At 57.1% G+C, this 23,767-nt stretch carries 23 protein-coding genes; all 23 read right to left on the reverse strand.

The window, feature by feature from the left end:
• Positions 1-51: 51 nt before the first annotated feature.
• Positions 52-1,629, reverse strand: coding sequence for a DUF1254 domain-containing protein (locus SH139x_RS10295; protein ID WP_488355161.1), 1,578 nt, complete (start codon positions 1,627-1,629; stop codon positions 52-54).
• 136 nt (positions 1,630-1,765) lie between these two features.
• Complete coding sequence (locus tag SH139x_RS10300; protein ID WP_009094845.1) at positions 1,766-3,295, reverse strand: DUF1254 domain-containing protein; 1,530 nt, start codon at positions 3,293-3,295, stop codon at positions 1,766-1,768.
• Positions 3,296-3,427: 132 nt separating this feature from the next.
• Positions 3,428-4,972, reverse strand: coding sequence for a DUF1254 domain-containing protein (locus SH139x_RS10305; protein WP_488355162.1), 1,545 nt, complete (start codon positions 4,970-4,972; stop codon positions 3,428-3,430).
• A gap of 69 nt (positions 4,973-5,041) precedes the next feature.
• Entirely contained in the window at positions 5,042-6,691 is a 1,650-nt protein-coding gene (locus SH139x_RS10310; RefSeq protein ID WP_488355163.1) for an ABC1 kinase family protein, read from the reverse strand.
• Positions 6,692-6,720: 29 nt separating this feature from the next.
• Positions 6,721-7,116, reverse strand: coding sequence for a phasin family protein (locus SH139x_RS10315; protein WP_488355164.1), 396 nt, complete (start codon positions 7,114-7,116; stop codon positions 6,721-6,723).
• Between the two features lie 134 nt (positions 7,117-7,250).
• On the reverse strand, positions 7,251-8,576 hold the full coding sequence (locus tag SH139x_RS10320; protein ID WP_488355165.1) for a hypothetical protein: 1,326 nt from the start codon (positions 8,574-8,576) through the stop codon (positions 7,251-7,253).
• Positions 8,577-8,693: 117 nt separating this feature from the next.
• On the reverse strand, positions 8,694-9,581 hold the full coding sequence (locus SH139x_RS10325) for a YybH family protein (RefSeq protein WP_488355166.1): 888 nt from the start codon (positions 9,579-9,581) through the stop codon (positions 8,694-8,696).
• A 68-nt stretch (positions 9,582-9,649) separates the two neighbouring features.
• Positions 9,650-11,167: a DUF1254 domain-containing protein gene (locus SH139x_RS10330; RefSeq protein WP_488355167.1), complete on the reverse strand. Its 1,518-nt coding sequence runs from the start codon at positions 11,165-11,167 to the stop codon at positions 9,650-9,652.
• 60 nt (positions 11,168-11,227) lie between these two features.
• Positions 11,228-12,544: an HlyD family secretion protein gene (locus tag SH139x_RS10335; protein ID WP_488355168.1), complete on the reverse strand. Its 1,317-nt coding sequence runs from the start codon at positions 12,542-12,544 to the stop codon at positions 11,228-11,230.
• Positions 12,544-12,816: a DUF3302 domain-containing protein gene (locus SH139x_RS10340; protein WP_488355169.1), complete on the reverse strand. Its 273-nt coding sequence runs from the start codon at positions 12,814-12,816 to the stop codon at positions 12,544-12,546. Before SH139x_RS10340 ends, SH139x_RS10335 begins: the two co-directional genes overlap by 1 nt.
• Positions 12,803-13,111 (reverse strand): hypothetical protein, encoded by a 309-nt coding sequence (locus SH139x_RS10345; protein WP_488355170.1) that lies wholly within the window; start codon positions 13,109-13,111, stop codon positions 12,803-12,805. Before SH139x_RS10345 ends, SH139x_RS10340 begins: the two co-directional genes overlap by 14 nt.
• A 57-nt stretch (positions 13,112-13,168) precedes the next feature.
• Complete coding sequence (gene csrA / locus SH139x_RS10350; protein ID WP_009094835.1) at positions 13,169-13,378, reverse strand: carbon storage regulator CsrA; 210 nt, start codon at positions 13,376-13,378, stop codon at positions 13,169-13,171.
• 41 nt (positions 13,379-13,419) lie between these two features.
• Positions 13,420-13,698 (reverse strand): hypothetical protein, encoded by a 279-nt coding sequence (locus SH139x_RS10355; RefSeq protein ID WP_044251643.1) that lies wholly within the window; start codon positions 13,696-13,698, stop codon positions 13,420-13,422.
• Between the two features lie 340 nt (positions 13,699-14,038).
• The gene (locus tag SH139x_RS10360; RefSeq protein ID WP_488355171.1) at positions 14,039-17,437 is read right to left on the reverse strand and encodes a response regulator; all 3,399 of its coding nucleotides are present in this window, start codon (positions 17,435-17,437) and stop codon (positions 14,039-14,041) included.
• On the reverse strand, positions 17,434-20,529 hold the full coding sequence (locus SH139x_RS10365; RefSeq protein WP_488355172.1) for a two-component regulator propeller domain-containing protein: 3,096 nt from the start codon (positions 20,527-20,529) through the stop codon (positions 17,434-17,436). The genes SH139x_RS10360 and SH139x_RS10365 overlap by 4 nt, the downstream gene beginning before the upstream one ends.
• Complete coding sequence (locus tag SH139x_RS10370; protein ID WP_083904832.1) at positions 20,526-20,663, reverse strand: two-component regulator propeller domain-containing protein; 138 nt, start codon at positions 20,661-20,663, stop codon at positions 20,526-20,528. Before SH139x_RS10370 ends, SH139x_RS10365 begins: the two co-directional genes overlap by 4 nt.
• 331 nt (positions 20,664-20,994) lie before the next feature.
• Positions 20,995-21,240 carry a DUF1214 domain-containing protein gene (locus SH139x_RS10375; protein ID WP_488355173.1) on the reverse strand — a complete coding sequence of 82 codons (246 nt, stop codon included), beginning with the start codon at positions 21,238-21,240 and terminating at the stop codon, positions 20,995-20,997.
• A 76-nt stretch (positions 21,241-21,316) separates the two neighbouring features.
• The gene (locus SH139x_RS10380) at positions 21,317-21,550 is read right to left on the reverse strand and encodes a hypothetical protein (protein WP_488355174.1); all 234 of its coding nucleotides are present in this window, start codon (positions 21,548-21,550) and stop codon (positions 21,317-21,319) included.
• Positions 21,543-22,298, reverse strand: a complete 756-nt coding sequence (locus SH139x_RS10385) for a glycosyltransferase family 2 protein (RefSeq protein ID WP_488355175.1) — start codon at positions 22,296-22,298, stop codon at positions 21,543-21,545. Before SH139x_RS10385 ends, SH139x_RS10380 begins: the two co-directional genes overlap by 8 nt.
• Before the next feature lie 5 nt (positions 22,299-22,303).
• Complete coding sequence (locus SH139x_RS10390) at positions 22,304-22,774, reverse strand: sulfotransferase (RefSeq protein WP_488355993.1); 471 nt, start codon at positions 22,772-22,774, stop codon at positions 22,304-22,306.
• On the reverse strand, positions 22,753-23,004 hold the full coding sequence (locus SH139x_RS10395; protein WP_488355176.1) for a hypothetical protein: 252 nt from the start codon (positions 23,002-23,004) through the stop codon (positions 22,753-22,755). Before SH139x_RS10395 ends, SH139x_RS10390 begins: the two co-directional genes overlap by 22 nt.
• A 49-nt stretch (positions 23,005-23,053) precedes the next feature.
• The gene (locus tag SH139x_RS10400) at positions 23,054-23,404 is read right to left on the reverse strand and encodes a capsid cement protein (RefSeq protein ID WP_488355177.1); all 351 of its coding nucleotides are present in this window, start codon (positions 23,402-23,404) and stop codon (positions 23,054-23,056) included.
• Between the two features lie 9 nt (positions 23,405-23,413).
• Positions 23,414-23,743 carry a DUF2190 family protein gene (locus SH139x_RS10405; RefSeq protein ID WP_488355178.1) on the reverse strand — a complete coding sequence of 110 codons (330 nt, stop codon included), beginning with the start codon at positions 23,741-23,743 and terminating at the stop codon, positions 23,414-23,416.
• Positions 23,744-23,767 lie beyond the last annotated feature (24 nt).

Genomic DNA, 23,767 nt, shown 5'->3' on the forward strand with positions numbered 1-23,767 from the left:
CGCCGGGAGCCGCAGTTTGTTTTCTCAACTGGGGCTGGAAGCCCCAGCCACTTACTTCACGAGTTCCAGTTCGCTCGGACGCCAGGTCTTGTCGAGCCATGGCTCCAGCGGGCCGTACAACCGCAAGAGGATGAACCAGCTCTTTTCCGGAACGGTCTGGATCCAGTTGCTCTCCTTGCCCTTCGGGGCATTGGGAGCAAAGTAGATGTCATACGAGCCATCCGCATTCGGCTTCAACTCGCCGCTAAGGCTGTTGACGCCCGCGAAGGGTTGATCGGTCTGCAGCATGGAACGGTGCTGCGTGTCGTAGATGGTCACGGACCAGTTGTCCTTGGCCGGCACGTTGGGCGGCAGATGCAGCTTGTAGGTCTTGGCACCGTCGAGTGGCTGGTGTTTCGAGTCCATTCCGACAATGCCGTAGTCCGACCCGACCCCCGGTTTGATTCCTGCCATGGCCGGAGTCACACACACCGCGTTGAAGTGCATCCACAGGCGGGCATCGATCCGACGGATTCCGTCTTTCAGGAAGAAGCAGTCCTTGTCGGGAAATGCCATCACCCATTCGCTGTCGGTCTCCGGATAGTAACGGTGACCCGGATCGCGCGGATAGACGGTGTTGGCACGGGCATAGCCGCTGCCGATCGCCACTGCTTCGGTGAGCAGTTTCTTCATGCGGGCATCGGGTTTGAAGGGCTTGCCCTTCTGGATGCCAAGGCCGGCCATCAGACCGCGGGTTTCGGGTCCGATGAATTCGATCGGCTCCTTCTGGATGATCTCATTGAGTCGCTCAAAGTAGCTGAAGTCATTCGGCGGGACCGTGTTGTAGTGGACCCCCGACATGTTCTTGAACTCCATCTTCGGCGGGTTGTCCTTCTTCGCCAGCGGATAGACCTTCAGGTTGGCCTTGACGTTGTCGGCGGACTTCTTGACGTCCGCCGGGTTGGTCACGCTGCCACGCACGTAGCCACGCATGAAGTTCCAGACCACGTAGCTGGTGGATTTGACGACAAAGTAGCCTTCCGGCACATCGCCCTCGTATCCCGGAGGCAGTACCAGGTACTTGCCGCCCTTGCCCTTGTCAGGTCCGGCCGCACCCATGTCGCTGAGGTAGCGCATGTCGCCGTCATCGAGGATTCCCAACACATCGGCTGGGACCTCGATCACGGTGGGGCCGTCCTTCTCGAGATCGAGAAAGCCCCAGGTGTAGAGCGAGGTGTTGTTGTAGGTCAGCACCAGCGACTTGGAGTCGCCCAGCTGTTCCCAAAGGACGATCTGGTTGGAATCGCCCATCTTCATGTCCCGGCTCCCTTGGAGGAGGCTGTAGGTGGACACGGCGGGGATCATTTCAATGTAGACCTGCACCGCGCGGGCGCGGTCCACATAGTCGTAGAGCGCATCCTTGGTGCCGCCGATCGGAACTCCGTCGAAATATTCGAGGGTGCCGATCGGTGTCTCCACCTTGTCCGGGGTGATGATCGACTCCGGAATATCAGTGGTCATTTTCATCTTGGGCTGTTGCGTGTCCTTCGCTACTTGAGCGACAGCTGGCATGGTTGTGCCGAACAGAATGCATGTCATCAGAAGCGTTGCGACAACAGGCCCTGATTTTGTTTGGAATAATTGTTTCATTTTTATGTTCCTGTTCTTTACTCTCGTTAGTGCTTTTTGATTGTCTTGACTTAGGTGTCTTTACGTGGCTTTGGCTTCCAGCCGCAGTATTTTTCTGGCTTCGCTATCTGGGGCTGGAAGCCCCAGTCACGTTGTCCTAATCCAACAGTTCGAAGTCGTTGAGGACCCATGTCTTTTCGATGTAGCCTTCCATTGGGCCATAGAACCTAAAGACCACGAAGAATCCCTTGTCAGGATCTGTCTTGATCCAGTTCTTTTTGCCTTCAGGCATTTTTGGTCCGAAATAAATGTCCACCGAGCCATCGGCATTGACTTCGGGCTTGCCCGTGCTGCCGACGTTGATGTTTCCTCCCGAACCGAGCAGGCTGCGGCTGATTGGGTCATAGGCAGTTACCGCCCAGAAGCGTTTGACAGGCGGCTTGGCCGGCACGCGCAGTCGATAGTTCTTGTCACCAAGTAAATAGGCGCCTTCTTTGTCTCTGAACGCGGTCAGGTAGGCCGTGCCCACGCCCGCAGTGGTAGAAAGCAGGTTCGGTGAAACGCAAATCGCCTGGTAGTGCCAGAGGGTTCGGGCGTCGATGTCGTTGTGGCCGTCAGCGACGAACTCGGTGTTGCGAATGAACATTTTTTCCCAATGCCGATTCGGCCAATACTTAATCTCCGGATCGCGCGATGCGTAAACGATTGCTCGCGACATGGCGACGCCTTGCTTGGCTGCCGTGTCGAAGATGCCTTGCATCCGCTGGTCCGGTTTGAAGGGCTTGCCCTTTTCAATGCCCAACGTGGCCAGTCGGCCTAACAATTCCTTGTCGAACAATTCGGTGGGTTCATACTGGATGATCTCGTTCAACATCGTGAACACTGAACCATCTTCCGGAGGCAGAGTATTGGCACCCATTCCGGAGCAGTTAACGGCGGTGTGTTCGCGGGGGCCCGTGGCCAAGGGGTAAACCTTGAGACGATCCTTGAACCATTTCACGGCCTGATCGCCATTGCCCACTTCGCCGAAGCCGCGCATCATCGCCCAGATCCGGTAGCCCGGTGAGCGGAACACAAAATAACCTTCCGGAGTTTCGCCTTTGAAACCTGGAGGCAGAAAGAGGTACTTGCCGCCCTTGCCTTTGTCCGGTCCGGTGGGTCCGAAGTCGGTAAGGTATTTGAAAGCGGCGTCGTTGGCATTGCCATACATTCCAGGCGGGATCTCCACCACGGTGGGGCCATCGACTTTCAAGTCGATGGAGGCAAAGGCATAGACTGTGATGTTGTTGCCAGTCAAGTAATTCTCACTCGGCTTCATGAAATCGGCCATGACGCCGACGTCCGAAGCGGACTTGAACCCGAAGTCGCGAATCTGCGATTTGACGATGCTGTAGAGCGAGAGCGCCGGATAAAAATCCATATACGCCTGGGTGGCACGCTGCCGATCCATTTCATCGTAGATCTTTTGCGTCGAGGCTTCTGTCGGAAACGAACCGCCTTCGAACTCCAGGTTGCCGAAGTTGGTTTCTATCTTGTCGGGGGCCGGCTTGAAATCCTTGGCCGTCTGTTTGCTGCCCGCCGACTCAAACAGATTCCTTTCGCCGGATTGCTGCGCAAAAGCGGGTGCCACCAGGCTGACCGTCAAAAGACCAACAGCGATTGTGACGCCGAGCTGTTTCGATTTCATCGTATTTCTCTCTTGAAGTTACGTTTCAGTTCACGAATCCCAGTCCGGTGATCCCAGCCGACTCGCGGTGTGTTGATTGGTGCAGGCGGCGGCAGAAATCCTGCCGCCGTGTTTTGCTTTCATGGTTGTCAATTACTTCACGAGTTCGATCTCACCCGGACGCCAGGTTTGGTCGATCCAGGGTTGTTCGGGGCCGTAGATGCGCAGGGCGATGAACCAGCTCTTGCCGGGGATCGTCTGGAGCCAGTTGCCTTCCTGGCCTTCGGGCGCTTTGGGCGAGAAGTAGATGTCCATCGATCCGTCCGCGTTGGTCTTGATTCCCTTATCCTGACTTCCCTTGGTCGGGAACTGCTGGTCCGTTTGAAGCTGCGAGCGGGTTTGGGTGTCATACATGGTGATCGCCCAGAAATCCTTGGCTGGCGGGTTCGGCGGAATCCGGAGCCGGTATGTCTTGGAGCCATCCAGAACCTTGCCCTTGGAATCAAGCATTCCCATCGAGTAGTCCGATCCTTTGCCGGCCACGGTCATCGCCATCGCAGGAGAGACACAGATGTAGCCGAAGTGGAACAGGACGCGTGGGTCAAGGCGATAGGCGCCGTTGCGTGTGAAGGTGGTGTCCTTATTCGCATAGGCAGTCACCCAGGCATCACTGTCCTTGTAGGTCAGGTTGCCGGGGTCACGCGGGAAGTAGCTGATGGCGCGGGCGGCGCCGTTAGCAATCGCGGCGGCGTCAGTGAGGATCTTCTTCATGCGTGCATCCGGAGCGAAAGGCTTGCCCTTTTCGATCCCGATCGCCGCCATCATTCCCCGGGCTTCGGGGCCGAGATACGACTCGGGTTCGGTCTGCATCAGTCCATGCAGTTTTTCAAACGCGCTGTAATCATTCGGAAGGATCACCTGCATGTCCTTGCCGGATACGTTGATAAACTCGGTGGCCGGGGGGGCATCCGCGGTCGACAACGGGTAGACTTTCAGCGTGCTGCGGATGTTCTTCGACGCGGCCGGGACGGCCTCTTCGATGGGCAGGCTCTTGTCAAGATAGCCGCGCATGAACACCCAGACTCCACTGGTTTTTGACGGGACAACGAAGTAGCCCTCGGGGACGTCCCCTTTGTAGCCGGGAGGAAGCACGAGGTACTTGCCGCCCTTGCCCTTGTCAGGACCCGCCACGCCGAGGTCGACCATATACTGGAAAGCCATGTCGTCGAGGATGCCGAGCATTCCCTGCGGCAAGTCGATAACGGTCGGGCCGTCTTTGACCAGGTCAAGAAAGCCAACCGCGTACATGGTCGACGTATTCCCGGTCAGCAGGATGGACTTGGAGTCCATCAGGCTGTCCCAGATGCAGATCTTATGACAGGCGTCAGCGCCCATCGCGGCCTGTCCTTCGCGCAGGGCATTGACAGAGAGGGCGGGGATCGAGTTGAGATAGACGTTCACGGCCCGCGAGGTGTCGAGGTAGTCGTAGACGTTTTTCACGGACTCCGGCGACGGAACGCCGTCGAAGTAATCGAGAGTCCCGATGGAGGTTTCCACCGAATTCGGAGCCGTGTACTCCTTAGGGATCTCGGAGGTCATTTTCAGTTTGGGCGACTGCGCTTGGGCGTGCGTGGTCAAGGCAAATGCGATTGCGATGGACGCAATGGCGACTCGCGAAATTGAAAGTTTCGATAGCATCGAATGTCCTCTCATAGAGTCGTGGTTGAAGAAAAAGTGTTTCGTCATTTCGTTTCTTTGATTTAGAAGTTACCGGATGTCTTTTCTGATTCGCCAAAGTAGACGAGTGCCGAATCCCGCGGCAACCAGGAAGCCCAGGCCTCCGAAAACAGATTCTCCGAACAGACGGGGTGGAACGTTGTTGCTTAACAGCGTTGCCGACGCGATCAGCAACGAAGCGATCAGTAGCCCGCCGACGATGCGGTTGGCGACCAGTTCGAGGTTGTTAACCTCGTGCGTCATCTGCAGCTTGCCGGATTGCGCACGATCGAGAATATCGGCGATGTTTCGGGGACCGTTTCGGACCAGGCGATCAACGTCACGCATCGACTGTTGCAGTCGGCGAGTCAAGCGTTTGGGGTCCAGGCGAGACCGAATCAATTGGTCCTTGAAGGGTGCGATGACGTCATTGAGGCTGAAGTTCGGACTGAGCAGACGGGCGGTCCCTTCCAGCATCACCAATGTCTTTAGCAGCAGCGACGCGGCCGATGGCATCACAACATGGTGCCGTCGGACAATGTCCATCAACTGATCCATTGCTCCGCCGATATCAAAGTCTTCCAGCGACTGTGATCCGTATTGCACCAACAGATCACTGACATCGGCTCGAAAGGCCATTCGATCCACGTCGGCCGGCGCGGAACCGGCACGCAGCAGCGTATCGGCAAGCCCTTCAGCGTCTCGATGCATTAGCATCAACAGCAGGTCTTCAAACAACTCACGTGTGGAATCATCTAGCCGCCCGACCATGCCACAGTCGAGCAGTCCGACAACGCCACCATCGAGCACAAAGAAGTTTCCCGGATGCGGGTCGGCATGATAGAAGCCGTCCCGAAAAATCATGTTCATAAAGATCGTGGCAGCGTCTTTGGCCAGCAGGTTCAAATCCACGCCCGCCTCGTCCAGTCGTTCCGGCTTTGACCCCGGAATCCCGTCCAGCAACTCCATCGTCAGCACGCGTTTGCTGGAGCGATCTTTGTATGCCGTGGGGATGTGAACCGTTTCATCACCCTCGAAGTTGCGAGTGAACGTCTCCATATTGCTGCGTTCGCAAGTGAAATCCAATTCACGTAGCAGCGTGCGACGAAACTCGCGAGTCGTCGCCTCCGGCTGGAAATTCCTCGACTCGGGAACATATTCTTCCAACAGCTTCGCCAGCTTTTCGAGCAATTCCAGGTCGATGCGAACGGTTTCCTGGATGCCCGCGTGCTGGACCTTCACGACGACTTGCTGTCCGTCGGCCAATCTCGCGCGATGCACCTGACCGACCGATGCCGAAGAAAACGCCTCCGCTTCAAACTCAGTGAACAGTTCCTCGGGTGGCTGCCCCAGTTCTTCAATGATCGTTTGCCGCACGACGTCCGCCGTGTCAGCCGGCGTGTCGGCCTGGAGTTTTCGCAGTTCCGTCGCAATATCAGGTCCGACCAGGTCGGCTCGTGTGCTGAGGACTTGCCCCAGTTTGATATAGGTCGTCCCCAGTTCCGTCAGAGCCAACCGCAGTCGTTCGCCGATGGGCAAGTCCGCAATTGCCTGCGTTTCCTTGCTCGCCAACAGATCACGAACCAACTGCACCGGAATCTTGGCGAACCAATCTGCCAATCCATAGCGCCCCAGCACCTGGACGATTTCCGCCAGGCGCTTGCCTTCTTCGCGATGTTGATTCAGGTTCAGTAAGTCCATGTTGATTCACCATCCCAAGAATGTGAGATTTAGCCGTTAACCTTCTTTTCGAGTAACTCCAGCCGATGCGTGAGCGATTCAACATCCTCCGTGCGAGCGACGCCGATTCGCTGAAGAGCTTCATCAACACGTTGATCGACAAAAGTCTGAAAGGTATCGCTAGCCGAGTCTGATGCCTTGCGAGCCTCGGCTTTGAGCAACCCCATCTGGATCATCGCGCTGTCGATTTGATGATCCACCAATTCGGTCAAGTTTTTGCGTGCTTCGTCGCTACGTCGATCAACCTCTTCCTGAAACTCACTGGCTTGCTGGTCAGTCCAGTCAGCCTGTTGCTTCAGCTCGGCCACTAGGTCCGAGACCATGTCCTTGGTCAAACTTGCCAATCCGATGCTGGTGAAAACACTTTGTTTCAATACGTCAAACATTTTGAAGCTCTTCCACGTTTCATTGATGGGTGGGTAAAGCGGCTTTGGCTTCCAGCGCAGTTTCAAGTTATGGTCATTACTGCGGCTGGAAGCCACTGTCACGCTTTGGCTACTGGGGCCAACGCCCAGCTACGCTATTGCGTTTGATCGCCGTCTTGCTTAATGCGAAACAGTGATGCCTGCACGGAACGCTCTGCGGAGTAGTGAATCATCATGGACGTTTCGTCTTTGGTTAGATTCACCAGACCCGCCTCATAGACTGGCGTCTTGGCATCGCCCACCATCCAGGCGACACGCTGAGTGTTCTTGTCGACCGAACCGAAAACTTGCTCGGTGGTATCCGTCACGGCGTTGTAATAGTTGCCGTGAATCACACCCTCTTTGTTGATGGCGAGTTGGAAGATATTGTTGGAAGTCTCTTCGTCACCTTGAACCATTGCGAATACTCCCAAGGGTTGCCATTCCGCTTCTTGCGAAGCCTCAGCCTCCTTACCGGTCTCGGCAATGGCTGTTGCCTGCTCTGCGTATTCCGCTGTCGTGCCGACTACGTCGCCATCGACGTATACAGAATCGTCCTGGTACACGACGGAACTCCCATAGTCGTAGCTCACCGGTTCCGATGACGCGTAGCCACCGTAGCCGGTGAGTGCCGACCAGGTTACGGCGGTCCACGCGGCCGCAGCACCCCAGCGGCCAGGATACCATGCCCCGGGATATCTGGCACACCACGTACTGGTAAAGCAACCGTGGTAACCGACTGCCGCTCTTCTGACCGCGACGCCTTGCCCGCTGACAGCAGCAGCCGATCGGAAATAGGTTCCGTGTCCGTTGGCGGCAACACCGGTTCGACCGGCGACAACTCCGCCCGGACCGACGGCAACTCCGCCGCGAAAGGCAGCCATCGAATTCGGCCCCGAGGCGAAACCAGTTCGCGAAATCCCTGCTGCCGATCCGGCCGGGCCGCGGGTCTGCGAGATCCCACGTGAACCCCCGATCGCATTTCCGCCCGGGCCTTTGACGCCGCCAGCCCGCCCCACTTTGGAAAACTCTTGTCCGCCTGGCCCCGTCACTTTGACGCCTCCAACTCCACCACCTCGGGTCACACCGGCTGGCCCCGTTCGGCTGGCCCCGCGACCGCCGTAATCAACTGTGGCTCCGCCTTGAGTCGTAAAACTGCCGCTGCCTCGGCCGGCCTGAAATGATCCGCCGCCTGGACCTACGCCCACCCGACCCTGACTGGGACTAGCCGTTGGTCGAGCGACCGGAGCGCTCCTGGGTGCGGCACGAGCAGCACTTGAGAATCCGCCGCCCATCGATCTGCCAGCCATCGATGCGCCGCCGCCCATGCTGCGCCCGCCTCCTCCCATGCTGCGTCCGCCGCCCCTTCGCTGCGCTAGCGCAGTTGAGTACGACGTGAGCAAGATTAAGCCAACAGCGAGTGTGATTGAAAAGCGTTTCATTGTGATAGATCTCCGAATGTTTTGTGATGTTTGAGTTGCGAGTGGGAAAGCATGGCTGTGGCTTCTAGCCGCAGCGTTTCTTGCTTCTTCTGGGCTAGAAGCCACAGCCACTAGGATTTAGCGCACGCGAGTTACTTTGACCGGTGGAAGGTTGCCAAACTGTTCGCCGTTGATCGACAGATCCAAGGGTTGCCAGGTGAAGGTACCGCCGTTGATTCGCACCAAGATATTGGTCGCCGCTACGAGATCACCACTCGTCAGCTCAGTTTCAGATTCAAAAATCCATTGCTTGCCGTCTTGTAAGGCGACGCCCTCACCGACGCCCCCGTTGGCCTCAAAAATCCAAGTCCGCAACAATCCCGTCTCTGGATCCACGCCGATCATCTGCATGCCGGTGTAGGACTTGTCGTTTTCTACGATTGTGAAGTTGGCCCGGATAAACGCCTTTTCGCCAAACCACTCATACGTCGTGTTGACTTGAGCATCGCCCTGCTCGGATTTCCAGGTACCGATCAACCATTCCAGATCCAGTAGGGCTGCTTTCTCGTGGGGCCATTCTTGAATCCTCGAAAGCAACCATTGGCCATCTTCGCGAACACAATGGACCTCAAAGCGGTTATTCGCTGTGCCGCCGTCCGGGTGAACGACGCGGATGACTCCCTCGACGATCGTTGTGTCACGCGAAGGAAAGCGGATCGAATCGGAAAGCTTTTCGATCTTCACCTTCGGGTGATCAACACCGTGCCGCGCGATCGCATTTTTGATCGCTTCACGACCGCGAACGATGGTGCCATCATCCGCTACCAGGTCCGCGCCGGACGTCAATCGTTTGGCAGCCTCGTCAGCATTGCCAGTTTCAAACGCACGAGTGAATGCTGCGATCGATTTCCGCACCGCTTGCTCATCTGTGCGGCGAGATGCCGAAGCATCCTGAGCGTACGATTGCCCCGTGGTAAAGACCGTGAGGGCGACGACGAACATCGCCAAAACTTTGCTGAATTTCATGAGTGGTGTCCTATTATTGAACGTATGTGTGGAATTGATGGAGTTGTTTCAGTGAGTCGGAGAAAGTGTCATTTCACCAATTCGATCTCGCTCGGACGCCAACCCCTGTCGTACCAGACTTGCGTCGGGCCATAGATGCGCCAGAGCATATTCCAGCCCTTGGATGGATCCGTTTGAATCCAGTTCACGTTTCCATCAGGCTTCGTTGGGCCGATGTAGACGTCGTAAGATTCATCCGCGTTCTGGACAGTGGCCTTGTCGATGCTGGTGACGCCCGGGTAGGGATTGTCGGTTTGCAACAGCGAGCGGGTCTGGTTGTCGTAAACAGTGATGTCCCAGAATCGCTTGGCGGGAACGTTGGCAGGAATGTGGATCTTGTAGGTCTTGCTGCCATCGAGGGCATTGCCTTCCGAATCGCGCAGTCCCATCACATACTGGGATCCCGCTCCGACAGGTGGTTTGACCATCGCCGGCGTGATGCCGGTAGCGTAGAAGTGGAAGCGGACACGCGAATTGATCAGACTGACGCCGTCGTTGAGAAACTCGTAGCTGCCACCAGCGAAGCCTAGCTCCCAGCTTTTGCTGCCCGGCCAGATCGCGGTGTCCTCCGTGTCGCGGTTGCGGAAGAGGATAGTGCGCTGGGCGGCGGTGCCGACTGCGGCGGCCTCAGCGAGGATCTTCTTCATACGGGCGTCCGGTTTGAAAGGCTTGCCCTTCTGGATGCCGATCGAAGCCAGCAACCCGAGGATCTCCGAACTCTCGGCCGAGTTTGGCTCTTCCTGAACCGTGATGTTGACCTCGTCAAAGAAGGTGGCATCCTGGGCGTGCAGGGTGTTGAAGTCCTTCATCGCTGTGTTGACCCAGTTGACTTCCTTGGGCTCACTACCCAGCGGATAGAGACGGAAATGCTCCTTCATGTTCTTGACCACGGGAACCGGATCGAAGTCCGTCATGAAACCGCGCATCGCCAGCCAGTGGCCGTAGGTCTTTGACTTCTTCACGAAGTAGCCGTCGGTGGGCAAATCGCCCTTGTAGCCAGGCGGCACCAACAGGAACTTTCCGCCCTTGCCCTTGTCATCGCCCGCGTTACCGAAATCGCAGACATAGTGGAACCACGCATCGTCGATGATGCCCAACACGTTGGGTGGGGTCTCCATGACCATGGGGCCATCCTTGAGGTCGATCCACATGAATGTGTAGACCACGGTGGTATTGCCCGTCAGAAGCAAGCCTTTGGAATCCAGACGTCCGCCCCAATAGATCATGGTCTCGTTGTCCGGGCCCCACTTTTGGATGCCTTTGCGAAATCCCTGCAGCGAAGCCGCGGGCGTGGTCATGATCATGGACTCCACAGCACGCGAGAAGTCCATGTGATCCCAGACCTTCTCCGCTGTCGCTTCGGTGGGGAATCCGTCAACGAACTCCAGTGCCCCAAGACGCGTTTCCGTGCGATCGGGAGTGACAACATTCGCCGGAATTTCGGTGGAGTATTTCATTGCGGGTGGCTGTGCTTGAACGCCGGTCGTCAGACAGGAGAAGGCCAGCGCTGCCAGAGTTAGCAGGTGGTGGTTTCGTCGCGTGGTCATCGTATTGTTCCTACTTTCGGAAAGAATGTTCATGTCGATGGTTAAGGGGTGAACCGCCAGTTAGGACGGCATGATGTAGTTCATGAAAGTCTCCATGCGAATCATCACACGGCGTATCAGATGCGTTGCCTTCACTGAATCGGTGTAGATCGCTGCCGTTCCGGTCGCGCCACCGGGCAACTCGTGAATGTCAATATCCGGCCCCGCGTCATCAAGCGTGAGCACGACACCGAAGGGCATTGTTTTCTGGCTGCTTGACGGTGCAGCGGCTACTGTTCCCGTCGGTTGAAGTTGTCCCTGTGGTGTGATGTAGGCAATCCGATCCACCGTTGCAGAAAACGTTCGGCCCGGGTGAAGCTCCAACACGACGTCTGCTTTCTGTCCCGGCTTCACATGGCGCAACCTGTTCTGATCGACGCCGACCGCGATCTGGGCACTGGACGAGTCGACGAAAGCCATCCACGTGCGGACTGGAAAGGCTGCTACACGTTGACCAGGTCGCAACGTCATCCCAATCACGAAACCGTCCGAAGGAGCAACGACGGTGGTTTGTGCAAGGTTGAATTGAGCGGTCGCCAATTGAGCTCGCAGCTGGGCAACTTGCGTGTTTTCGCCGTTGATGGTGGACGCCAAAGCAAGCTCCGCTTTCTGCTTTGCCGCTTGAGCCGCCTTCAATCGCTGTTGGGCTTCGATGACACTGGTGTTGACACCGTCAATGGTGGACTCCAACGCAAGTTGTGCCTGTTGACGCGAAGCCTCGGCTGCTTGGGCGGACGCTTTGGCCAATTCGACGTTCCGTTCCTTGGTTTCGGCGTCTTCTTTGGAGGCCGCGTTGCTGGAGAGCAGCTTTTGAGCACGCTCGTTTTCCGATCGAGCCAACTCAAGTTGAGCCTGAGACTTCGCAACGCTGGCCTTCGCCGCGACGAGCGCTGATTTAAGGGAGGTGGCTTGTTGTTTCGCGGCGACGATCGCTGCTTCGGCCTGAGCGACGTTCGCATCAGCTTCCGCGAGGCCGGCGGGCAGCATTTTGGCTGTCTGCTCAGCTTCCTTTACGGCCGCCAACAGTCGATCCACTTCGATTTGAAAGGGTTGTGGATCAAGTCGAAACAACACGTCACCTTTGCTGATCGGCTTGCTGCCCTGCGCGTTGACTTCGATCACTTCGCCGCTGACGTTGGGAACGATTTCGACAACGGTACGGTAGACATTGACCGCGCCCGAGGGTGCGCCCCATTGCATCGGAATGAATAGGACCACCGTCAGCATCAACATCCAAAGGAGCGGCGAGAGTTTCCAGAACAAGTTGAAGCGAACAATCTTCAACTTGACCAGAAGGGCTAGGAACGCCAGGTAAATCAGGGTCAGGAAAAGAATCACTATACGTCTCCTTTCGTCGAGGTGGCGGCGTCACGAGACTCGGCGTTTTGAGCGTCCACCGGTTTGTAGTAGGCCCAGATGAACGCCCAGGGTAACAGCAGCCCCATGGTGATGACGCCCCACCAGCCACAGACGCTGACGGCGTCAGCTTGCGGGTGGTTGCGCCCGCGGGCAATCCGACCGGGCATCATCCCCAGCAAGACCCAAACGCCAACCAGCGTGAGGCCCAGAACCGAGAGAATGACGATCGCAAAGACATCAAGAAATTCCATGGTTGCATTCCTCCCGTTCTTGATGTCCACCACTCTCAAGCCACTGTTTCGCCTCATCGAGTTTCATGGGATCGCAGTGAACGACCTTGAAGTCACCGCGGGCGGTTTGCCACCAGGCCATGGCGGACCGGTGGCAGGATCTACGAGTCTCCAGCAAGACACATACACTGCCATGCTCTCGCACCTGTTCATCAACCGCACGAGCAAGAGTTACGCAAGCTTCGTTGCCAGACTCGCCTCCAGCCTTCACGTGAAGCAACTTGCCTGTGGATATGATTTCTAAGTCTTTAACCATGTGTCGTTTTCGTTGTTGATCGATGATTCAATGGTGAGATGAAAACTTTGATGCGTTTCAATCGAACTCAACTAACCGAGACTGAGGCTGCGTCGTTGGTAGGTCGTTTTGATTGGCATTGTTCGCAATCTCTCGTCGCATGATTGGCACCTCTTTGGGTGCCTCAATGCCGATGCGGACTTTGCCTCCCTGCACGCTCAGGATGACAGCCGTTACGTTCTCGTTGATCACAATCGACTCATCTGTTTTTCGCGAGAGGACTAGCATGCGTAAACTCCTTTAGCATCTATTGGGTTTGTGAACTTTCATTAAGAATTCTCGTTTGGGCCATCGCATGGCTCACAGTTGACGGAAAGAATCTTGTAACGCAGTTGGTAAAGGCTATTGAGCACGCCCATCAGGGCTGCTTGATCTTGGACTTGGCCACTCAACGTCGTGACGGGCGACTGGACTTCCGAGGAGCTTGCCACGATTTGCATCCCGCCTAATCGACCGGACCATTGGTCGTCCAAAGATCCCTCGACAACGATGCGGTAACAGGCAGGTTTTCCCGGCTGAAGTTGCGGCCATTTCGTCTCGTTCACCATTTGTCTGCATTCGCCTCTACGGATCGCATTTTTCCGACTGATTCAGAGGCAATTATCCGGCGGCACGAGCGAAAGCACATCGCTCACAACGAGGGATAAAAGAGGGAGGCCGCTGGGGCGGAGAGCAAACTGCTACCGGGAGAGGCCCGGTTCGGCATTCATGTATTTACCTCGCCCTGCGCAGCGGGGGAGGTCGGACGCGGTAGCGGCCGGGAGGGGGTTTTTGGCGTCACATTGGAACATTGTGACAATCAATCTCGCCCTCTCCCGCGGCTGAGACCGCGACCTCTCCCGGAGGGCGAGGTGACTTGGGAATTTGCGGCACGACGCAGGAAACTGTTTACTTGCCCTTCAGCAAACCAAGTTCCTCAGCTTTCTGTACGGCTTCGCGGCGGTTCTTGACGTGCAGCTTCTCGAAGATGTGCTTGACGTGCGTTTTGACTGTCCATACCGAAACGCCCATCGATTTGGCGATCTCTTTGTCGTACAGACGCTGTGCCAGCAGTTCCAGGGTGTCAAGTTCGCGATTGGTCAGCGTTTCGATCAGCGATCCATCTTCCTCGGTCGTTGGCTTCGCCAATTCGCTGTGCTTTTGTTGATCCGGCTTCGGTATTTCCGCCAGCAATCGATCAACAAATTCCGCGACCGCATCGTCAGCGGTTAAGCCTTGTAACAGCTCCGCCATCGGTTCGCCCAGTTCGACAAAGAACAGGATGCAGTCACCGGGTTGTGCAAGTGCGACTGCTCTGTGCAATGCTTCTGCCGACTCCGCGTTTCTGTCACTCCGATGCAAGACCAACGATTGCAACAACAATGCCTGGATTGTATTGAGAGTGTTGTGGGTGTTCTCACTGGTCTGCAAGTAGGCTTCGAGTCGTTGCTCGGCTTCCCGCAAGCTGGCCTCATAGCCCTCCGCCAACAACGCACGGCAGCGGGTAACACAGGGGACTTCGTGCCAAAAGATCAATGCTGGCTCATCCGCCGGCGCGGCCGATTTTAACCAGCGAGAAACAGGTGGCCGGTTGCCGCGAACGATTGCAAGTCTCGCTTCGCAGGAGTGAAAGATATCCGCCGAAAGCCGAAGCGAATCAACGAATTCTCGTAGCATCCGCATCGTGGCTTCCGCTTCGGACCGCTCTCCGTTCATCTCGTAGCTCAAGGCCAACGCAGCCATCGCGTCCATGGCGGCTCGTGAATCCAGAACGTAACGACGGTCGACCGCCTTGTTCAGGCAAGCGACCGCAGCGGCGCGTTCGTTCTGCCACAAGTGAATCAATCCCTGCACGTAGTCACGCCAACTTTCTGCGTAGCTCGATCCACTGTCCGTTGCGATTCCCTTCATTCGCGTCGCGGCAGATATCGCATCATGAAGATTAGCCGAGATCATGTGAATCATCGCGGTAGCACCAATCGCTCGGATTTGCCGAGTGGAGTGCATCGCATGCGTGTTCGCAAGAATCGCCTGAAGCCGCTGGAGTGCCTGTTCCCGCTGACCATCCATCTGACTCGCCAGCCCCAGGACCAGGTCCGTCTCGCTGAGCGCTGGGTGATGGTCAGCCGGAATCCGCTCCATCGCATGATGCAGGTGTCCCAGAGAGTCAGCGCAATTCCCTGCGAAAAAATCGAGATAGCCGCGAAACAAGTCCACCTCACCACGCATCGCACTGGCCGACGCCGGATCCAATAATTGTCGCTCAGCAATGAGCGGCTCCAACTGATCAAGGACCGCCGGGACTTCCTCGAAATTGAGATGGAAGTACAGCACCCAGGCACGGGCGAGCAAAAGTTCTGGACGCTCACCGATGATGGACTCGGGCAACAAGGCAAGCCATCGCTCAAGCTCGTACGACGCATCTCTTGTGATCGTCTTGAGCCGTGCATTGGCGACGATCTCAGCCGCCTGTTCGCTTCGCCCTGCTGCCAATGCATGCCGGATCGCTTCGTCAATCAGCCCTTGCTGCGAAAACCAATCGCTGGCACGACCGTGCAGGTCGCGAACCTCGCTCGCCGGGTGCGTTTTATCCAGTTGTTGCGTGAGCAGATTCTGAAAAACGTGGTGATAGCGAAACCAACGTTCCCGAGCGTCGAGCGGAACGATGAACAGATTCTCTTGCCGCAAGCGTTGAATAATGTGGGCACCAGTCATTGCGGAATCCGGTGAATCGCCTGACGGTTGGCAGACCGCCTCGACCAGGGGAGCACAAAAGCGATCCAAGACGGACATCTTCTGGAGACAATTCTGAAGCGGTAAGGGTTGCCTGCCGAGCACCTCATGCAATAAGTAGTCGTAGACTTGATGAACTCCGCCATGCAATTGCGACACGAACGCTTCCTTGTCCTCGCAATTTCGCATCAACATACCGACCAACTGCAAGCCGACGATCCAACCTTCCATGAGTTGCTCGAGTCGGCTGAGGGCCGCATCGCCTACGGTCACGCCAGTAATCTGCGGCAGCACCTCGCTGACTTCGTCTCGGGTGAAACGGAGATCCTGCTGTCGAAGTTCCGCCAACCACCGATTCCCGCGCAGGGCAGCTAATGAAAACGGCGGATCGTGCCGAGTGATCACCACCAGCCGCATCGGGCGCGGCGGATGCTGCAACAGATTCTCGAGCAGTCCATGGACTTCGCTGCCGGCGATCAAGTGGTAATCATCAAGCACCAGTACGAAGGGCTCGTCAATGGCATCGAGATCGTTGCCCAATGCATCGGCCAGAACGTTCACCGTCGGTAGTTCAGCTGCGTGCAGAACAGACGTCGTGTCGGGACAAGAACCGGAAAACTGTCCCTCCACCGCGGCCACAACATAGGTCAAGAACGACCTCAAATCACTCTCAGCTTCGCTCAGCGAAAGCCATGCGGCGCATCGCTCGTTGTGCTTTGCAAGCCAATCTGCCACCAACATGCTCTTGCCGTATCCAGCTGGCGCGCATACCAGGATCAACGGCACATCGCACGCTTCATCCAATTTCTGTAGCAAGCGATCTCTGGAGACAAAATCAGGTGGAACCGTGGGGCGGTGAAATTTTGTGCCGAGAATCGATACGCGCAGCGATTCGCTGTCCGAGGATGCCATCTCAACGCTTGTTTCGCCTTCACCCCAACGCTGGGCGCGAGCATACTCGGTCAATTCGGCGACGTTTGCCAAGTCCAATGTTTTGATGATGCGTCGCCGCGCCGTCTGGATTTTGCTCGCACTTGTCTTTTGAGCGGCGGCAATCTCCTTGACGGAATGGCCTTCGGCGATCATCTGTACGATCGACTTGTCACTTTCACTCAGTCCGCCGTCGCGGTCGTGCGAGTCCGATCGATTCAGCAGTCGCACGTATTCGGAAACAACGACGCCAGAAATCGCGGAACTCAGATAGATGTCATCGCCATGCACCGCGCGAACGGCGTGCACCAGCTCTTCAGGGGCGCTTTCCTTCAAGACGTAGCCGGCGGCCCCGGCGCGAAGCATTTTCTGAACGAAGCGTTTACCCGAGTGAATCGATAGCGGAATCACTTTCACATTGGGAAGCGTTGAAACGATTTGCCGTGTTGCTTCGATGCCATCGGTGTTGGGCATCGTGATGTCCATGACGATGACATCTGGCAAAAGTTCACCGGCCAATCGAATCGCTTCCTCGCCGTCACCTGCCTCACCAACGACTTGGATGTCGTCTTCGTCATCCAGCATCATCCGCAGCCCCTTGCGGAACATCGCATGATCGTCAACGACTAACACCGAAATCGTCATGACTGGCCTTCTAGCTTGGTCGCGGATCTGTCCGAATGGACGCAAGGAACGATAAGTTTAGCCTGACACCCCTTGCCCGGTTCTGAGTCGATCTGCAACGAGCCACCGAGGTTCATCATCCGTTCTTGGATACTGAATAAACCGAAACCTCCTTCGGAACTGGCTCGAAAAGCTTCTGAACCGACATCAAATCCAACGCCGTCATCCTCGACCGTAATTTTGATGTGATTGCTGGTATGCTCCGAGGTGACAACGACATTACGAGCTTTGGCATGCTTCACCACGTTGATCAGCAGTTCGCGGACGCTGCGAAAGAGCAGTGCCTTGACATCGTCGCTAACGGCATTCTCTGGCGCCGCTGGCTTGGCCTGACTGACGATTCGGGTCTTTAAGCCATAGCGATTCCCAATCTCCTCCTCCAACCATTCTTCGATCGCCTCATCGAGCCCTAATTCGTTCAAGGAGGGCGAACTGAGATCGTAAACAAGGTGCCGCGTATCCTGAGATGCCTTCAAAATGGTTGATGAGAGTTCATCGAGTTTGATGCCCAGATCGGGCAAGCCTGTGGACTTTCGTGCCGATGCAAGTTGAATTCGGGCGAGCGCAAGAGTCTGTCCAACATCATCGTGCAGGTCCGCAGCAATCCGCCGCCGCTCACGCTCTTCCGCTATCGTCAATTCCGAGGCCAGCTCCTTCAAGCGCTTCTGGTTCTCGAGAAGCGCCGCTTCCGTTCTGTGGCGCTCACCGATTTCGCGCTGCAAAGCCTCATTGCGCCGGTTCGCTGTCGCCAGGCGCATCCGCACGAATGCACCCACCAGCAGCACCGCCCCGATGAAGCCCGTCACCCTAAACCACCACGTCTCAAACCACCGCGGCAGAACCTGGATTGCGATCGTCGCTCCGGTCTCGTTCCAAACCCCCTTGCCGTTGCTCGCGATCACCTGAAACCCGTACTTGCCCGGTTGCAGGTCGGTGAATTGGGCCACTCGTTCCGTTCCGGCATCGATCCAGTCGTCGGTGTGGCCGCTCAGCCTGTACTTGAATTTCGCCGACTCCGGCGCCGCATGCGTCGGCGCGGTGTAGTGAATCGTCAGCCGCCGAGTTCCCGATCGGAACTCCACCGCATCGTTCCCCTCCAACGCAGTCCCGTCGGCGAGGACGTGCTCGACGAGCACCGGAGGCTCGTGTGATTTGGTGAGCGTCACGCCAGGAGGAAGGAACAAAACATCCTGTTTCCGCACAATCCACACGGATCCATCCAATGCGCGCGCCGCCAGAGGATACCCGCCAGCTCTATTAACTTTGCCCCTCCCCTCAGCCACACTCTTGTATTCAATCTCCTCGATCTTCCCCGCATCAAAGTCCTCCAGCGATCGTTTCGCCAGATAGAACACACCTCGGCGGCCGCCCATCCAAAGGTTGCCGCCATTGTCGGTCATCACCGTGAGCAGATTGTCTTTGAGAAACCCGACTTTCCTGCGCCAAGTGGAAAACCGGCCATCCTTCCAGCGGCAAAATCCATTCCCGAGAATGGTGAGCCAGAGATTGCCATCATCATCGAGGTGGTGGGCAAAGAAATCTGCGTCGGCCAACCCGTCCAAAAGCGGATCGCTGACCCGGGCTCCGTCCTGGAACAATCCGTCACTGGTGCCGATGAAGAACTCGCCGCCGGGCATTTCCTGAAACCAGCGGACGGTCAATTCATCGAATGCCGGCAACGGGACGAGCGTCCTGGCCTTTGATTCAAGGCGCGCGGCTCCCTTATTCCGGTATCCGATCCAGAGCGTCCCGGCATGGTCCTCGTAGATCGTCTGGATGCTTGCAACGGCGCCGCGGCGCGGTTCCAGGAAGGTTTCGAGACCGTCCTTCGACCAGCGGGAAATTGTGCCATTACGGTGGCCGGCCCAAATCGAGCCCTCCCTTCCCCGGGCCAGTGCTTGCGTTGCCTCACGAATGACAAATCGATCGTCTGAAACGGCGCGCCATCCCATTCCCACCGGCATCCATGCGACTCCCTTGAGTGATCCGAGCCAGACGCCATCCGTTTCGCTCGGCAGGACACAGAGCGACGGGTTATCGATCGATGCTGGCGATTCCGGTTTCAGTTGCCGCAACACCTGGGGCTCACCCCGGCCGCCTAGCCAGAGACTGCCTTCCCGATCACGAAGAATGCAGCTGACGCCCGCCCCGGACCAGCGCGACGGTTCGGGCTTGCCCTCGTGGATACGCGACAGGGTGCCGCTTCCACTCGCATACCAGAGTATTCCAAGCGAATCCCGGTCCAGTAGCACGATCGAGGAGTTTTTGTAGAAGCGCTCCACACCCTCCTTCCGAACGTGAATGAGGCCCCGGCCGGTACCAAGCCATAGGGTGTCGTCATCGCCGACCGCCATGACCTGGACCGCATCGATTCCCTGCGCGTATTCCGGGCGCTCAAACGTGTCGCCCTCTCGCCGCACCAGTCCCTCGGGACCGCCGAGCCAGAGAGTGCCGCGCGCATCCTCCGCCATGGCCGTCACTTCCTTCAGCCCCACCTCCACCGGTTCGAAAGAGCCGCCCTGTCCCTGGGATCGCCACGCTCCGGCGCTCGTAGCCGCCCACAACACTCCGTCGCGATCCTCCATCAGCGCCCGGACCGTCAACTCCGCCAATTCCTCGATGGGTTCCGCCCTCCGATGCCGTCCCGGGTGAAACGCGATCAGCCCGCCGCCCTCGCTCCCGGCCCAGAGCGTGCCGTCGCGGCTTTGGTAAAGTGTGAGAATCTTGTCCGACTTCAAGCTGGGAGTGTTCGCCTGATCAAAGACCTCAAACCTGATCCCGTCGAAACGCGCGAGCCCGCCCGCCGTCGCCACCCACAGGTAACCATCGCGGGTTTGCAGCACGTCGAACACCTCGTTCGCAGGGAGCCCATCGTCGATCCCCCACGCTTCCGAGGCGAGATCACCAAGCCTCAGGCCAAATTCCAACGGTGGAGCGCCCTCGTCCTGTCCCCGCCCGACGGACGGCATCAACGCCATCGCCGCGGCCAGCAGGAACACTGCAAGCCGCTGCAACAATGCACTCGCTCCGTTGACATTACTTTCGCCCATCATCTCCTGCTTCCGGTGCCTAGCCATAGGTAACCATCTTGAGTTTGCAAGATGTCGAATACTTGGTCCGAGGGAAGTCCATCATCAGGGCCCCAGGCGTCGCTGCGCAATCGATCAATCCGCCGATCATCATGCAACCGAACAGCGGCATCCTCTGTCTGTGCGAACCCCTACCGCGTGACCAAGATCAGCATGAAGCCAATCAGCGGGAAACGACAAAGCCATTGCAAGTCTGGCGATCGGGTTTGCCGAGATTCTCGCATTCAATAGCGCATTTTCGTTGAATAAGTCGATTGAGTTGGTGAAACCTTAGTGTATTCATCAGCTCATTCGCATGCACGCGGCATTGATATGCGGTTTGGATTACCTCTTTAGGCGTTAGCAACGATCGCCTGTCTTCGCCAAGAAACCGGAACAATATCGTAATGGGCCATGCATACCGTGATAACCCCTGCCGGCGCTACAGCGTCATAAACAGGCGTAACCCCATGGCCCAATAGATTTGTCGATGCTGGTGACACCCGGGTAGGGATTGTCGGTTTGCAACAGCGAGCGGGTCTGGTTGTCGTAAACGGTGATGTCCCAGAAACGCTTGGCGGGAACGTTAGGCGGAATGTGGATGCGATAGGTCTTGCTGCCGTCAAGTGCCTTGCCCTCGGCATCGCGCAAACCGATTACATACTGCGATCCCGCTCCGACAGGCGGTTTGACCATCGCCGGTGTGATACCGGTGGCATAGAAGTGAAAGCGCGCCCGTGAATTGATCAGGGCGACACCGTCGTGCTCAAACTCATAGCTTGCGACCTGCGGATAACCCGATGTCGAATTCGGTCTCGATGAGTCGATCGACCATTGCGGATTCGCTAGGACAGACGGCAGAGAAACGCAACTCTGGCTTGCCATCGTCGAGCACATGGATCAGCGGACGGTCATCGCCATAGTGGTCGTAGATGCTGCGAACGAGTGCGGCACAACAATGCGGGCGATGGATCGTCTTAATGCAGAAAGTGGCTTGATTACGCACGGACGATTTGACCTCCTGGATAGCGCATCGAATGGAAACCGTGTTTGCGAAGGCCCATCGCACGGAACTTCGATCGTCCACGCAGATCGCGGTAACCAGTGCCCGCGACATGTGCATGGACGACTGAACAATCAGTGGCGACCGCGATTTGCAGTTTGGAAAGGTGACTCGCTCGGTAGAAGAACTCCCAATGCTCGTAGGTTTTCAGGGACTCGTCCCAGCGCAGCGTCGCGATTGTTTCCTTGCGAGCGAGAAACGCGTTGCTGACCATGTCGCACCAGGCAACAGTGCCGACACGCTTCTTTTCGCCGCGGTGCATCCAGATGCGTTTGCCGTTCATCAACGGCGAAAGCATCGTGGGGCGACCGCCTCCACCTTGCCTCACTGCGAGGATGTCGAGTTCGTGCGTCGTGAAGTACTCGCAAACGCAGTCGATGTGGAAATCCGCGGTAATTACGTGATCGTCGTCAAGCAGAAAGATGTACTCGGTCTGCGCCGCGTCGATTGCTGCGTTACGTCCGACTCCAACGCCCACATCGTGCCGATCTAGATTGATGACCGTGCAATGCTTGGCGGTTTCCGGATACTTCTCGCTGAAACGCAGTTCCGGTCGTCCGTCATCGACGACGACGATCGTTGGATCAGCGATGTGTTCACGCAGCGATTCGACCAGACGATGGCAGGACCACGGACGGTGAATCGTCTTGATGCAGAACGTGATGTCTGTTGTGGAAATGTTCGCAACCATGTTGTTCACCCAAACTTCCGGAGATCTGGATTGACGTGTTCGATCGCCGACTGGATTTCATCCTGCGTCGGCGTGATGCCGAGAAACTCGACCAGATTGCCGATCACTTCCTCGGGATACGTCACTAACTCGGCGAACTCAATCCGGAACACCGGCACGTTGGGATGTTCGGCGATGAAGTTGTCTCGGTGGTTGCGGAGACTGCGTTGCAGAACCCCACAGTCCTCGTCGTTTGCCGCGAACCATTGGCCACGATGCTTCTCGCTACGGTTCTGAAGCGAACGAATCGACGCTTCGATGTCTCGTTCCACGGAGATGATGCGGAGTGAGTCGCCTAGCCCGGCGTGAAGGTGATTTACGAAGCGACACAGGTGCGGATACTTCGCTCCAGCGACCGTCTTGTCGCGGTTCGCTTCCGATTTGCGACTGATGATCCACGACTTGAGCGTCTGAGTCAGTTGTAGGTCGCTCGCCAGCGTTCGCCGAGTTCAAACTCGTTGAGCCAGCGGAAGTGGTTGACCAGCGAAGCGTGAACACAGCTTCCTTGATTGAGCCGGCCAGTCCAGTTGCGTTGATGGAGTTGCGGCGGGAGGTTTGCGATCGGCTGTTCGGGCGGCGGGGCTGGCAGCGGACGGACTTGAACATCACGTTCCGGCAAACAACCAGTGCAGACGAGGAGGGCACACGCGAAGATTAGATTTCGCAACTTGGCATCCTTGCGTGGGAGTCTTTGAAAGAAAGCGAGAGACGAGACGTTACTGCAGCAACCGCACGCGGATGGTCGGCGTGCTGGGCGGTGCGTCTTCGACGGAGATTCCGATCATCGAGTGGTCGTACTGGTTCTTGATCACGTGGTGGCTGATCTTGGACCAGTAAAGAATCGTGCCGGCGGGGATGTTGGTTGTCGGGTCTTTGACGATCTCAAAGACACCTTGAACGGTGATGCTGCCACGGGCTCCGGCGGCGATACCGAACTTAGCAACGCCGACGAGCCAGCCGAGGACAACTACGTCACCGGCGGCGATGTCGGTTTCAGGAACGATCGGGACCGTCACGCCCTCGTGGACGTAGATCGCCCCGACGGGTGCGATGATTGGATTGCTCACGGCGGTTCATCACTGGCTCAGGCGAACGCGGACGAAGTTGTCGGTGGCGGCGGCATCGGCCACGACCTTGCCCAAGTAAAACGTGCCGGCGTCGACGTCGGTGACGATGCCGTCGTTGGTCGCGTAGACCTTCTGGCCGGCGGTGTAGACTTCGGCATCGGCGGGATCTTTTGGGATGTCGAAGACGCCCTCGACGGCGATCGAGCCGAGCACGTCGGCCTTGAGATCGCGTTTGGTGATGCCAACGAGGTCGCCTTGGATAACGATCGAGCCAACGGGGACATCAACGTCGGGAGTGAAGTCGACGTGCTTGCCGTCGTGAACGTATTGAGCTTGCATAAGAGGCTTGAGGCTCGAGGCCTG

The organism is Kothea flammea, assembly GCF_052161645.1.
Lineage (GTDB): Bacteria > Planctomycetota > Planctomycetia > Pirellulales > Pirellulaceae > Laterigemmans.